The organism is Escherichia ruysiae (assembly GCF_031323975.1).
GTDB classification, from domain to species: Bacteria; Pseudomonadota; Gammaproteobacteria; order Enterobacterales; family Enterobacteriaceae; genus Escherichia; species Escherichia ruysiae.
In genome coordinates, this window is record NZ_JAVIWS010000001.1 from 376,870 (window position 1) to 388,581 (window position 11,712).

At 49.0% G+C, this 11,712-nt stretch carries 14 protein-coding genes and 1 pseudogene; 6 read left to right on the forward strand and 9 right to left on the reverse strand.

The genetic code is table 11. The features are described from left to right. Positions 1-105: 105 nt before the first annotated feature. The gene (ydeI, locus tag RGV86_RS02055; protein WP_085460713.1) at positions 106-498 is read left to right on the forward strand and encodes a YdeI family stress tolerance OB fold protein; all 393 of its coding nucleotides are present in this window, start codon (positions 106-108) and stop codon (positions 496-498) included. A gap of 254 nt (positions 499-752) precedes the next feature. Next, complete coding sequence (gene dgcZ / locus RGV86_RS02060; protein ID WP_085460714.1) at positions 753-1,643, forward strand: diguanylate cyclase DgcZ; 891 nt, start codon at positions 753-755, stop codon at positions 1,641-1,643. Positions 1,644-1,758: 115 nt separating this feature from the next. On the opposite strand, the pseudogene RGV86_RS02065 reads toward dgcZ, so the two are convergent. The 3 genes and pseudogenes from RGV86_RS02065 to ftrA all read right to left on the reverse strand — a co-directional run bounded on the left by RGV86_RS02065 (position 1,759) and on the right by ftrA (position 3,036). Then, positions 1,759-1,862, reverse strand: a pseudogene (locus RGV86_RS02065) (hypothetical protein). After that, a complete protein-coding gene (mgtS, locus tag RGV86_RS02070) occupies positions 1,862-1,957 on the reverse strand; it encodes a protein MgtS (RefSeq protein WP_085460715.1) in 96 nt (31 codons plus the stop codon). Before mgtS ends, RGV86_RS02065 begins: the two are co-directional and overlap by 1 nt. A 107-nt stretch (positions 1,958-2,064) precedes the next feature. Next, positions 2,065-3,036, reverse strand: a complete 972-nt coding sequence (gene ftrA / locus RGV86_RS02075; protein ID WP_309508495.1) for a transcriptional regulator FtrA — start codon at positions 3,034-3,036, stop codon at positions 2,065-2,067. A 94-nt stretch (positions 3,037-3,130) separates the two neighbouring features. Between ftrA and RGV86_RS02080 the strand changes: the two genes are divergently transcribed. After that, entirely contained in the window at positions 3,131-3,529 is a 399-nt protein-coding gene (locus RGV86_RS02080) for a rhodanese-like domain-containing protein (protein ID WP_001271098.1), read from the forward strand. A gap of 35 nt (positions 3,530-3,564) precedes the next feature. Here the strand turns inward: RGV86_RS02080 and ydeE are convergent, their stop codons facing one another. Beyond that, entirely contained in the window at positions 3,565-4,752 is a 1,188-nt protein-coding gene (gene ydeE / locus RGV86_RS02085) for an efflux MFS transporter YdeE (protein WP_085460717.1), read from the reverse strand. 195 nt (positions 4,753-4,947) lie between these two features. Here ydeE and eamA point away from each other — a divergent pair, with 195 nt between their 5' ends. After that, positions 4,948-5,847 carry an O-acetylserine/cysteine exporter gene (gene eamA / locus RGV86_RS02090; protein ID WP_000087182.1) on the forward strand — a complete coding sequence of 300 codons (900 nt, stop codon included), beginning with the start codon at positions 4,948-4,950 and terminating at the stop codon, positions 5,845-5,847. 30 nt (positions 5,848-5,877) lie between these two features. Here eamA and marB read toward each other — a convergent pair whose 3' ends face one another. From marB to marR, 3 genes are read right to left on the reverse strand one after another with little or no spacing between them, the layout of a single operon-like run. Further along, the gene (marB, locus tag RGV86_RS02095) at positions 5,878-6,096 is read right to left on the reverse strand and encodes a multiple antibiotic resistance protein MarB (RefSeq protein WP_000803538.1); all 219 of its coding nucleotides are present in this window, start codon (positions 6,094-6,096) and stop codon (positions 5,878-5,880) included. Positions 6,097-6,126: 30 nt separating this feature from the next. Beyond that, positions 6,127-6,510: an MDR efflux pump AcrAB transcriptional activator MarA gene (gene marA, locus RGV86_RS02100; protein ID WP_000091195.1), complete on the reverse strand. Its 384-nt coding sequence runs from the start codon at positions 6,508-6,510 to the stop codon at positions 6,127-6,129. A gap of 20 nt (positions 6,511-6,530) precedes the next feature. Continuing rightward, entirely contained in the window at positions 6,531-6,965 is a 435-nt protein-coding gene (marR, locus tag RGV86_RS02105; RefSeq protein ID WP_000843428.1) for a multiple antibiotic resistance transcriptional regulator MarR, read from the reverse strand. 211 nt (positions 6,966-7,176) lie between these two features. Between marR and marC the strand changes: the two genes are divergently transcribed. Continuing rightward, positions 7,177-7,842, forward strand: coding sequence for an NAAT family transporter MarC (gene marC, locus RGV86_RS02110; protein ID WP_000885044.1), 666 nt, complete (start codon positions 7,177-7,179; stop codon positions 7,840-7,842). Between the two features lie 181 nt (positions 7,843-8,023). On the opposite strand, the gene ydeA is transcribed toward marC, so the two are convergent. Further along, positions 8,024-9,214 (reverse strand): L-arabinose MFS transporter, encoded by a 1,191-nt coding sequence (gene ydeA / locus RGV86_RS02115; RefSeq protein ID WP_000210512.1) that lies wholly within the window; start codon positions 9,212-9,214, stop codon positions 8,024-8,026. Positions 9,215-9,361: 147 nt separating this feature from the next. Further along, positions 9,362-10,222 carry a putrescine utilization regulator PtrR gene (ptrR, locus tag RGV86_RS02120; RefSeq protein ID WP_085460718.1) on the reverse strand — a complete coding sequence of 287 codons (861 nt, stop codon included), beginning with the start codon at positions 10,220-10,222 and terminating at the stop codon, positions 9,362-9,364. A 100-nt stretch (positions 10,223-10,322) separates the two neighbouring features. Between ptrR and sad the strand changes: the two genes are divergently transcribed. Next, complete coding sequence (sad, locus tag RGV86_RS02125; RefSeq protein WP_000156607.1) at positions 10,323-11,711, forward strand: succinate-semialdehyde dehydrogenase; 1,389 nt, start codon at positions 10,323-10,325, stop codon at positions 11,709-11,711. Position 11,712 lies beyond the last annotated feature (1 nt).

The window sequence follows — 11,712 nt, forward strand, 5'->3', positions numbered from 1 at the left end:
ACTGATTTTAATTGTTTTATAACAATCAGTACGATTCTTATTTGTCAATTATAAAAATAGCAACCAGACTTAATAAGTCAAACCAAACGCAATTAAGGAGTTAGTATGAAATTTCAGGCCATTGTATTAGCAGGTTTTCTTGTCATGCCTTATGCGTTGGCAGATGATCAGGGAGGTTTAAAACAGGATGCTGCGCCACCACCGCCACATGCAATAGAAGACGGCTATCGCGGAACTGATGATGCAAAAAAAATGACCGTTGATTTTGCGAAAACTATGCATGATGGTGCCTCAGTTTCATTACGTGGTAATTTGATTTCCCACAAGGGTAAAGACCGTTACGTTTTTCGTGATAAGAGCGGTGAGATTAATGTTGTTATTCCTGCTGCCGTCTTTGATGGACGACAAGTTCAGCCTGACCAGATGATCAACATTAGCGGGAGTCTGGATAAGAAAAGCACTCCAGCCGTCGTTCGGGTCACACATCTGCAGAAATAGAAAAATAAATGCGTCTGATGGCCCAATCAATAGGGGCATCAGGCTTTGCTGTTTATGTTATTTGCCTCTGTTTTATGGTGCAAGGAAGAGATAATTTACAGTATTAAACACTTTTTCATCTGCTTATTTTGTTTTAAATCAGAATGTTATCTTTAACGTCGTCTCAGATTAGGATTTCTATTAAAATATTGACGTAATTTTTCTTTTCTCTCGGTAGAATAGCGCGCACAAGGAACTGTGAAAAAGGAGTGGCAATGATCAAGAAGACAACGGAAATCGATGCCATCTTGCTAAATCTCAATAAGGCTATCGATGCCCATTATCAGTGGCTGGTGAGTATGTTTCACAGCGTGGTCGCGAGAGATGCCAGTAAGCCAGAAATTACGGATAGCCATTCTTATGGACTGTGCCAGTTTGGTCGCTGGATTGATCATCTGGGGCCACTCGATAACGATGAATTACCTTACGTTCGGCTAATGGATTCTGCCCATCAACATATGCATAACTGTGGTCGGGAATTAATGTTGGCTATTGTCGAAAATCGCTGGCAGGACGCTCATTTTGATGAATTTCAGGAAGGGTTACTTTCTTTTACGGCAGCATTAACAGATTACAAAATTTATTTGCTGACGATTCGTAGCAATATGGATGTTCTGACTGGATTACCTGGCCGTCGGGTTCTTGATGAATCCTTTGATCATCAATTACGTAATGCTGAACCACTGAATCTCTATTTAATGCTGCTGGATATAGACCGATTTAAATTGGTTAATGATACCTACGGGCATTTAATCGGTGATGTGGTATTACGCACCCTGGCAACTTACTTATCTACCTGGACGCGTGATTACGAAACGGTTTATCGCTATGGTGGCGAAGAATTTATCATCATTGTCAAAGCTGCTAATGATGAAGATGCATGTCGTGCCGGAGTACGTATTTGCCAGCGAGTCGATAACCATGCAATCGCATATTCTGAAGGGCATATCAACATAACCGTGACCGCAGGTGTGAGCCGCGCATTTCCTGAAGAACCGCTGGATGTGGTCATCGGAAGAGCAGACCGGGCAATGTATGAGGGTAAGCAAACTGGAAGAAATCGCTGCATGTTTATTGACGAACAAAACGTGATTACCCGAGTTTAAGCACCGTTTAACATTCATTGAGAAAAATAATGCTACTGTGTCAATGATCCGTTACCAGTGCACAGAAAAGCCTGTTAGCGCAAAAGTAAAAACACAAATCTATCCATGCAAGCATTCACCGCCGGTTTACTGGCGGTTTTTTTCGCCGTCAGAAAAATCAGGCCCCTTGTACACAATTGTAACAAGGGGCCGGTTAGGTGAGGGATTATCTCCGTTCATTAGTCATCCCATTTGTGGCTGAAATACGCGGCCAGAAAGCCAGAAAATAAAATTACTCCCAATACGGCTATAAAAACATTCATATTACCCAGCATTATTTGCCTCCGTTTATGGTGTGGTGTGTTTCCTCTCTTACCTTAATTTTCATTTCAATGAGAAAGATATTAGCAGAGGTAACCTAAACGAAGACTGAATTAGAGGGTTAATGTGATGAGGAACGGCTGTTTTTCCGATATTGTGAAGGGGATAATAAAAAACGCTGGTGAAAATGATGACGCAGTAAAGATGAATTACCAAACCCCGTCAGATCTGCAATTTTATCGATGCTAAACGACGAATTTTGCAGATAATCTTCCACTCGTATTAATCGCTCATTGAGAAGCCAGCGGGCGGGTGTCATACCCGTTAAGGCGACAAAGCGTCTTAAAAAAGTACGTTGACTCATATTCACTCGTCCGGCGAGAGAGGCAACGGTATGCGTTTGTGCCAGATTTTGCTGTAAAAAGTCGAATAATGCGCCTAACGTATGGCTTTCACGCGGCGAAGCCATCGGTCGTGTCAGGTTTTGTGGTTGCTCACCGTGGCGATGCGGCTGAATGACTAACCGCCGGGCGACATTATTAGCAATTTCGTGACCATAATCTTTGCGCACGATATGTAAGCACAGATCGATCCCCGCTGCGCTTCCGGCGGAGGTTATCACTTGTCCTTCATCCTGATATAACACATTGTCACTTACGTGAATTGAAGGGTAACGATGCTGGAGTTGTTCAGTGTAGCGCCAGTGGGTGGTTGCTTTTCGCTGGTGAAGAAGGCCAGCGGCGGCAAGGACAAATACGCCCGAGCATATCGAAACCAGGCGAGTACCGCGTTGATGTGCTTCGCGCAACGCCTGGCATAGCATTTCTGGTACTGTTGCATCTATACCGCGCCAGCCTGGAATAATAATCATATCGGCTTCAGTCAGTAGCTCCAGCCCGCCATCCGCAACTACGTGGATCCCGCCAGTAGCTTGCAGCGCACCGGGTTCTACCGCAGCAACAGCAAACCGATACCAGTTATCGCCCAGTTCCGGTCGCGGCAGGCCGAAGATTTCAACGGCTACACCAAATTCGAAAGTGCATAGTCCGTCATAAGCCAATACAACAACCAGCGGGCGCTGCAATGTTGGCATCATTTTACTCTTTTCTGGCATATCGTGAGGCAGTCAGTGAAAGGTTGATTGGTTACATTATTGTTAACACAACAACCCAAAAGGAAAAAGCAATATGCGTTATGTCACTGAATTTACCGCAGCGAAACCGGACGTTGCCGAAGCGCATTTTCTCATGCGTTTGAGTGTTGAAACGGATTGCGCCGATGTTCATGACTCGCTGGCCTACATTGGCGATGATTTCGTTTTGCTGCATGTGGTCGGACGTGAAGAGGATTTCGCTCATCGGCATATCCCAGGCGCAATTCATCTGCCCCATAAGCAAATGACCGAAGAGAGAATGGCTCAATGGCCGGAAGATACTCTGTTTGTGGTGTATTGCGCGGGGCCACATTGTAACGGCGCAGACCGCGCGGCACTCAAACTGGCTCGGTTAGGAAGGCCAGTTAAAATCATGATCGGCGGGGTAACCGGCTGGGAAGATGAAGGCTACGCCTTTGCAACAGGAAAATAATGAGTCAAGCCGTGCCGTTAAGGCACGGCAGAGAGTCAACAAAGAACCGGCTGCCCCCAGGGTCTTGCGTGAATGCCTTTTAACATCAGCACCCATGCAGCAATGATCGCCAACGCTAAGATGACAAACAGCGAGGACGGCGGCAGGCGGGTGAGCACGACGCCACTCACTAATGGGTTAATCGCTGCACCAAGCCAGCCTAAAGACTGGGCGGAAAAATAGCTGGCTTTCATCCCTGGCGGTGCAATATGGTCAATCAACATATATTCACCAGGGGCATAAATGATTTCGCCAAGAGTAAACACGGCGGCTGAAATTCCCCAAAGTAGCAGGCTGTTGCCCGAAAAGATAAACCCGACCAGACCGACGACAAAGCAGAGGGTGCCGACCGTCATTAGCACGCGGATGTTGCTCGGATTAATGCGCCGGCCCACGGAATATTGCAACGTAACTACCATCGCAGCATTAACCGGAAGAACAACCGCGACCACCTTTTCGGCAAAATCACCATCAGCAATCACCATCACGTATTGTGAAATGCACGAGGCAAACGCTCCGCTCACGAAAGAGGCCAGAAAGGCTGAGCAGGTGAACCACAGCAGAGCTTTATCCTGTAACAAAACCTTTGGAGACCAGACGCTGCCTGTCTCTGTGGCGATGATTTTCTCGCTGCGTTTCACCCAAATTTGAATGAAAAGCACAGGAAACGCAGAACAGATGGCTGCCAGCCAAAAGGGCAGATTGATACTTTGCATCACCAACAGCGTGCCGAGCGGTGGGCCGATGGTCCAGCCAATGTTGAGCATGGTGTAGTTGATCGAGAAGATCTTCGTTTTACTGGCAGAGGAAAGATTATCGGCAAACCAGGCCTTCAACACGGTAGCAAAAACGGAATACGCGCAGTTGATGAGCGCGAAGAACAGCACCACAAGCGTCACGTTGTCCACCAGGGGAATGGCGATAAAGCCGCTGGCGAAGGCGGTAATTGCCAGTAACATATAACGTTTCTTGTCAAACTTATCCGCCAGAATGCCAAATCCGAGGCTGAAAACGACGCCGATAGTGAGCGCAATTGTCATCGCATAACCAATCAAATCGACACCCAGACCGTACTGGCGACTCAAATAAATAGTCATAAACGGCAGCGTAGCGCCGCGTCCGATGGTTAATAACAACGACGAGGCAAGAAGGGCGCTGGTAGAGCGTCGCAGAGATAAGTTCATTTGGCTGTCCGGCAGTGCGTTTCGTTATGTTTTGTTTTAGAGATGTAAAGAAATAGCATGGCAAAAATCCGAAGTATAGCGACTTATTTGCGCATTAATGCCGTCGTAAACGGTGACTAACGAATCAACTGTTAAAAAAAAGTAAATTCCGCTAAGTTGATTGCTTACAAAAGATGAAAATTCAGGGGCGGTAGAATGTCGCGAAAAGATGGGTTGTTGGCGCTACTGGTAGTGGTTGTGTGGGGGCTTAATTTTGTGGTCATCAAAGTGGGGCTTCATAATATGCCACCGCTGATGTTGGCCGGTTTGCGCTTTATGCTGGTGGCCTTCCCGGCAATCTTTTTTATCGCACGACCGAAAGTACCGCTGAATTTGCTGCTGGGGTATGGTTTAACCATCAGTTTTGCGCAGTTTGCCTTTCTCTTCTGCGCCATTAACTTCGGTATGCCAGCAGGTCTGGCCTCGCTGGTTTTACAGGCACAGGCGTTTTTTACGATTGTCCTCGGCGCGTTTACTTTCGGTGAACGACTACATGGCAAGCAACTGGCGGGGATCGCCTTAGCGATATTTGGCGTGCTGGTGTTGATTGAAGGTAGCCTGAACGGTCAGCATGTGGCGATGCTCGGTTTTATGCTGACCCTGGCGGCAGCATTTAGCTGGGCGTGTGGCAACATCTTCAATAAAAAGATCATGTCGCACTCATCGCGCCCGGCAGTGATGTCGCTGGTAGTGTGGAGCGCATTGATCCCGATTCTCCCGTTCTTTGTCGCCTCGCTCATTCTCGATGGTTCCGCAACAATGATTCACAGCCTGGTCACTATCGACGTGACCACCATTTTGTCTCTGATGTATCTGGCGTTTGTGGCGACGATTGTCGGCTATGGGCTCTGGGGTACGCTGCTTGGGCGTTATGAAACCTGGCGCGTGGCACCGTTATCGTTACTTGTCCCGGTAGTCGGTCTGGCAAGTGCGGCGTTATTGTTAGATGAACGATTAACGGGTCTGCAATTTTTCGGTGCGGTGCTGATAATGGGCGGGCTGTATATCAATGTGTTTGGTTTGCGGTGGCGTAAAGCGGTGAAGGTGAGAAGTTAATAAGCCCCGATATGTCGGGGCCAGAATTAACTACATGGCGTGTTGATTATAATAGGGCACGCCCAGCGCATCCGACTTATCACTGCCTGTACCCATGTGATTTAAATCGAATGGTGGTTGTTCCTGCGATGGGGGAACAATCACTTCATCACCACAGGGAATAACCGTCGGCTGCGTGGTTTGTTCCGCAAAGCCTTGCGCAGAAAAGACAATAAGCGCGGTTATCATTGCGGATAAAAGTGGTTTCATGATTGCCTCAGTGACGTTGTCACGTTTCAACTAGCTATTGTAATGATTTAATGGATGTAAAAAGCGCGATTCGCCCTGAATATTAGCCATCCGGTATTTATGCGGCGGAACATCAAAGTAGTTTTTGAAGGTTCGGGTCAGCGTTTGCTGGGACTCGAAACCATAACGTTCTGCCAGATAGAGTATCGGCTCGTTGCTTTCTTTCAGCTTTTGCGCGATTTCTGTCATCTTTCGGCTGCGGATATATTGGCCTAATGAATGGCCGGTTTCTTTTTTAAACATCCGTTGCAGGTGCCATTTGGAGTAACCCGAACGCTCTGACACTTTCTCCAGTGACAGTGGCGATTCCAGGTTGTCCTCGATCCAGTCCAAAATGCTATGAATGGTAATAGCGTCAGTGTTGCGTCTGGACATCGTCATACCTCTTTTTTTGTTTACGGCAGGACTTTCTTAAGCAAATGCTCAAGCGTTGCCACTTCGTCCGCCGTCAGGTTTTTTGTTAATTCTTGATGCAGATCCTGGCCAACTAATTGATGGCATTGTTCACATATTGCTGCGCCGCTGGCGGTGAGTTTTACCAGCACGCCGCGCTTGTCATTCGGGTTTGGCAACCGTTCCACCCAGCCTTTACAGACCAGGCGATCCAGCATACGGGTCAGTGCCCCCAGGTCGACCGACAACACTTTTTTCAGTTCAACCGGCGTAATGCACGCTGCGCAGCGGATAGAGCAGAGCACCTTAAACTGTGCCGCAGTGATATCCAGCGGAGACAGATAATCGTTAAGCAGACGGTCTTTCTTCTGATTAACCATATAGATTAAGCGACCCAAGGGGATGATTTCATTGAACAGGTCGCTGGTACTTTTCACATTGGTTGCCCTGGCAAGTAATTAGTTGCAGGGGATAATATTGCCCAGGCAAGTATAAGTCAAATGAATGAATTGTCTGATGCCACGTTTTGCTAAATCGGTTCAAGTTTTGGTCAGTGCTATGCAAGATTAGTTAAAGAGTGAAACTTTCTCTTTGTTTTCCCTTTATACTTTTCGCTGATGACTCAGACACACAGGATAACAACCACCAATGTTAGATTTGTTTAAAGCAATTAGTCTGGGGCTGGTGGTGTTGCTGCCGTTAGCCAACCCATTAACGACAGTCGCGTTATTTCTTGGCCTGGCGGGCAACATGAACAGCGCCGAACGTAACCGCCAGTCGTTGATGGCCTCGGTATACGTATTTGCCATCATGATGGTGGCGTATTACGCCGGGCAACTGGTGATGGATACGTTCGGCATTTCGATTCCCGGTCTACGTATTGCTGGGGGGTTAATTGTTGCATTTATCGGTTTCCGTATGCTCTTTCCCCAGCAAAAGGCAACGGATTCACCGGAAGCAAAAAGCAAATCGGAAGAGCTGGAAGATGAACCCAGCGCCAATATTGCTTTTGTGCCACTGGCAATGCCAAGTACCGCCGGACCGGGAACCATTGCGATGATCATTAGCTCGGCGTCAACGGTGCGTCAGAGTTCAACCTTCGCGGACTGGGTGCTGATGGTTGCGCCGCCGCTGATCTTTTTCCTGGTGGCGGTCATTTTGTGGGGAAGTCTACGTAGCTCCGGTGCCATTATGCGGCTGGTGGGGAAAGGGGGAATTGAAGCGATCTCCCGCCTGATGGGCTTCTTGCTGGTTTGTATGGGCGTGCAATTTATTATTAACGGCATCCTGGAAATTATTAAAACTTACCATTAAAAAAGACCCAAATGGGTCTGAGCAGATGACAAACGCAACATTGCCTATGCGCTACGTTTATTAGGCCTACGTAATCTCTGCAATGTATTGAGTTGTAGGCCGGATAAGGCGTTCCCGCCGCATCCGGCATAAACAAAGCGCACGTTGTCAATAATCTGAAAGGCTCGTTCGTGCATGGAAGCTATTGCGTCTGTTCTTCAAGTGCCACAGGCCAGCGGCGGAATATGACGATTGACCATATCAACGCGGCGAGAGCCGGAACTGCACCCACATAACCAATCATCGACATCGACCAGTGTAGACTTACCTGATTACCCACCAGCGCCCCGGCGCCAATACCAATATTAAATATCCCGGAAAAGAGCGCCATCGCAACGTCGGTGGCATCTGGTGCCAGCGCCAGTACTTTAACCTGCATCCCAAGTCCGATGATCATCATCGCGATCCCCCAGAAAATGCTCAGCACGCCGAGGTGTATCTCGCTACTTGCCGAAGGCAACAGTAGTGCCAGGCACACCAGCAATAGCGCAATCGCCGCACTGACCAGCACCGATGCGTGCTGATTACCCAGCTTACCGAAAATGACGCTACCAATGATGCCCGCACCACCGAGCATCAACAGCAATGCTGTGGCAAAGTTGGCGCTGAACCCCGCAACGTTTTGCACAAAAGGTTCAATATAGCTGTATGCCGTGTAATGGGCGGTGACCACGACTACCGTCAGCAAATAAATGCTCATCAATGCCGGGCGACGAAACAGCAGCGGAAGACTTTTTAACGAACCAGAGTGCTCACTGGGCAGCAATGGAAGTAATTTGATCAGGCACAAAAGGGTGATAAGCGCCCCGATACCAATCGCGAAGAAGGTTGTTCGCCAGCCGAAATACTGCCCCACAATGCGCCCGATAGGTAAACCTAATACCATCGCCAGTGCTGTGCCGGTGGCAATTAAACTCAATGCCTGCGCTCGCTTTCCGGCTGGCGCCATACGGATTGCCAGAGACGCCGTAATCGACCAGAAAATAGCATGGGCGAAAGCCACACCAATGCGACTAATTACCAGAACGGTAAAGCTCCACGATAAAAACGACAGTATGTGGCTGGCGATAAACACCACAAACAGACAGATCAGCAATTTGCGGCGTTCGACCTGACTGGTCATTAGCATAAAAGGCAGTGACAATAGCGCCACTACCCACGCATAAATGGTCAACATGATACCGACTTGTGCGGTTTGCATATGAAAGCTTTGCGCAATATCAGAAAGCAAACCTACAGGCACAAATTCGGTGGTATTGAAGATGAAGGCGGCAACGGCCAGCGTAACGACCCGTAGCCACGCCACTTTGCGGGAAACCATATTTGTTGTCATAACCGATTATCGGATGAGTTGCGAAAAGGTAATGAAATGATCTTAAAACGGTTAATGATCTGAATACAACGGTTTTGTGATCTATGTCGCGTTTCGCCGATTCATGTCATGCTGTATCAACGGCAGCGTGAGTAGCCGGTACAACATTTAGTCTGGTACATCCAGCAGTTCAATAAACGCCTCAAGCGGGCGCGTTTTCGCACCGCGACGCCAGACCAGCCAGGTTGTTAACCAACGCCATTGCTCAGCCAACGGCCATGCTTCAACCTGGTGATGCCCGGGCATACTTTCCAGCATAGAACGAGGGATAAGCGCAATGCCCGCACCCGCGACCACACAGGCCAGCATCCCGTGATACGACTCCATCTCATGAATAGTCCCCGGTGCGGCACCGTCAGCATGAAACCAGCTCTCAAAATGACGGCGATACGAACAATTGGCGCGAAAGGCATAGATGTTGTAACCATTAACCTGACTGGCGCGGGTTACTGGCGCATGTCCTTGCGGCGTGACGATCATCAGCTCCTCACGATACACCGGTATCCCGTCGATGGCGGTATGGTTAATCGGCCCATCAATAAATGCCGCATTCAGCTTTCCTTCCAGTACGCCGTCCAGCATCGTGCCGGAAGGGCCGGTGGAAAGTGAAAACTGAATTTTGGGGTAACGACGGTTAAATTCTGCCAGCGTTGCCGGAATACGCACTGCGGCGGTGCTTTCCAGCGATCCGAGAGAAAACAGACCTTGTGGCTCATCGCCAGCCACGACATTTCTCGCCTCATCCACCAACGCGAGAATTTGTTGGCTGTAGCGTAAAAAGTTATGCCCGGCGGGAGAAAGCCGTAAACGCTGATTTTCGCGGATAAACAGCTCAACACCGAGCTCTGTTTCCAGTTGACGTATACGAGTCGTGAGATTCGACGGCACACGATGTACTTTAGCCGCAGCCTGGGTAATGCTGCCTACCTCGGCAACTGCGTTGAACATCTCCAGTTGAGTCAGATCCATAGCATTCTCGATTTGTGAATAAGTGGCTTAATATTATTCATTTTCAAACAAGAGTAAATCTACGTATCTTCAAACCATAACTCATAAAGGAGATACCCCAATGACCATCACTCCGGCGACCCATGCCATTTCGATAAATCCAGCCAATGGTGAACAACTGTCCTCACTGCCCTGGACAGGCGCTGACGATATTGAAAACGCTCTTCAGCTTGCAGTGGAAGGTTTTCGCGGCTGGCGCGAGACAAGCGTAGATTACCGGGCGGAAAAACTGCGAGATATCGGTAAAGCTCTGCGTACTCGCAGCGAAGAGATAGCGCAAATGATCACCCGCGAAATGGGTAAACCCATCAAGCAGGCACGTGCCGAAGTGGTGAAATCGGCGAATTTGTGTGACTGGTATGCAGAACATGGCCCGTCAATGCTGAAAGCAGAGCCAACGCTGGTTGAGAATCAGCAGGCGGTTATTGAGTATCGACCAATGGGGACGATTCTGGCAGTTATGCCGTGGAACTTTCCTTTATGGCAAGTGATGCGCGGCGCTGTTCCCATCATTCTTGCAGGTAACGGCTACTTACTTAAGCACGCGCCGAATGTGACGGGCTGTGCTCAGCTAATTGCCCAGGTGTTTAAAGACGCGGGTATCCCTCAGGGCGTATATGGCTGGCTAAATGCCGATAACGATGGTGTCAGTCAGATGATTAAAGATCCACGTATTGCGGCAGTCACCGTGACCGGGAGTGTTCGTGCGGGAGCGGCTATTGGTGCACAGGCTGGTGCGGCACTGAAAAAATGCGTACTGGAGCTGGGCGGTTCAGATCCGTTTATTGTGCTTAACGATGCCGATCTGGAACTGGCGGTTAAAGCGGCGGTTGCCGGGCGTTACCAGAATACCGGACAGGTTTGCGCGGCGGCAAAACGTTTTATCATCGAAGAGGGGATTGCTTCGGCATTTACCGAACGTTTTGTGGCAGCTGCGGCAGCGTTGAAAATGGGCGATCCCCGTGACGAAGAGAACGATCTTGGTCCGATGGCACGTTTTGACTTGCGTGATGAGTTGCATCATCAGGTGGAAAAAACCCTGGCGCAGGGCGCACGTTTGTTACTGGGCGGGGAAAAGATGGCTGGGGCAGGTAACTACTATCCGCCAACGGTTCTGGCAAATGTCACCCCAGAAATGACCGCGTTTCGTGAAGAAATGTTTGGCCCCGTTGCGGCAATCACCGTAGCGAGAGATGCAGAACATGCGCTGGAACTGGCGAATGACAGTGAGTTCGGCCTTTCAGCGACGATCTTTACCGCTGACGAAACACGAGCCAGACAGATGGCGGCACGTCTGGAATGCGGCGGCGTGTTTATCAATGGTTTCTGCGCCAGCGACGCACGGGTCGCTTTTGGCGGTGTGAAGAAGAGCGGTTTTGGGCGTGAACTTTCTCATTTCGGCTTACATGAGTTCTGTAATATCCAGACGGTGTGGAAAGACCGGATCTGAC

What these genes read in the sequence shown, in the direction of transcription:
- ydeI (WP_085460713.1), top strand. Translation starts at nt 106, where the DNA reads ATGAAATTTCAGGCCATTGTATTAGCAGGTTTTCTTGTCATGCCTTAT.
- ydeA (WP_000210512.1), bottom strand. Translation starts at nt 9,214, where the DNA reads ATGACAACAAATATGGTTTCCCGCAAAGTGGCGTGGCTACGGGTCGTT.
- marA (WP_000091195.1), bottom strand. Translation starts at nt 6,510, where the DNA reads ATGTCCAGACGCAACACTGACGCTATTACCATTCATAGCATTTTGGAC.
- sad (WP_000156607.1), top strand. Translation starts at nt 10,323, where the DNA reads ATGACCATCACTCCGGCGACCCATGCCATTTCGATAAATCCAGCCAAT.
- ydeE (WP_085460717.1), bottom strand. Translation starts at nt 4,752, where the DNA reads ATGAACTTATCTCTGCGACGCTCTACCAGCGCCCTTCTTGCCTCGTCG.
- RGV86_RS02080 (WP_001271098.1), top strand. Translation starts at nt 3,131, where the DNA reads ATGCGTTATGTCACTGAATTTACCGCAGCGAAACCGGACGTTGCCGAA.
- eamA (WP_000087182.1), top strand. Translation starts at nt 4,948, where the DNA reads ATGTCGCGAAAAGATGGGTTGTTGGCGCTACTGGTAGTGGTTGTGTGG.
- marB (WP_000803538.1), bottom strand. Translation starts at nt 6,096, where the DNA reads ATGAAACCACTTTTATCCGCAATGATAACCGCGCTTATTGTCTTTTCT.
- dgcZ (WP_085460714.1), top strand. Translation starts at nt 753, where the DNA reads ATGATCAAGAAGACAACGGAAATCGATGCCATCTTGCTAAATCTCAAT.
- mgtS (WP_085460715.1), bottom strand. Translation starts at nt 1,957, where the DNA reads ATGCTGGGTAATATGAATGTTTTTATAGCCGTATTGGGAGTAATTTTA.
- ptrR (WP_085460718.1), bottom strand. Translation starts at nt 10,222, where the DNA reads ATGGATCTGACTCAACTGGAGATGTTCAACGCAGTTGCCGAGGTAGGC.
- marC (WP_000885044.1), top strand. Translation starts at nt 7,177, where the DNA reads ATGTTAGATTTGTTTAAAGCAATTAGTCTGGGGCTGGTGGTGTTGCTG.
- ftrA (WP_309508495.1), bottom strand. Translation starts at nt 3,036, where the DNA reads ATGCCAACATTGCAGCGCCCGCTGGTTGTTGTATTGGCTTATGACGGA.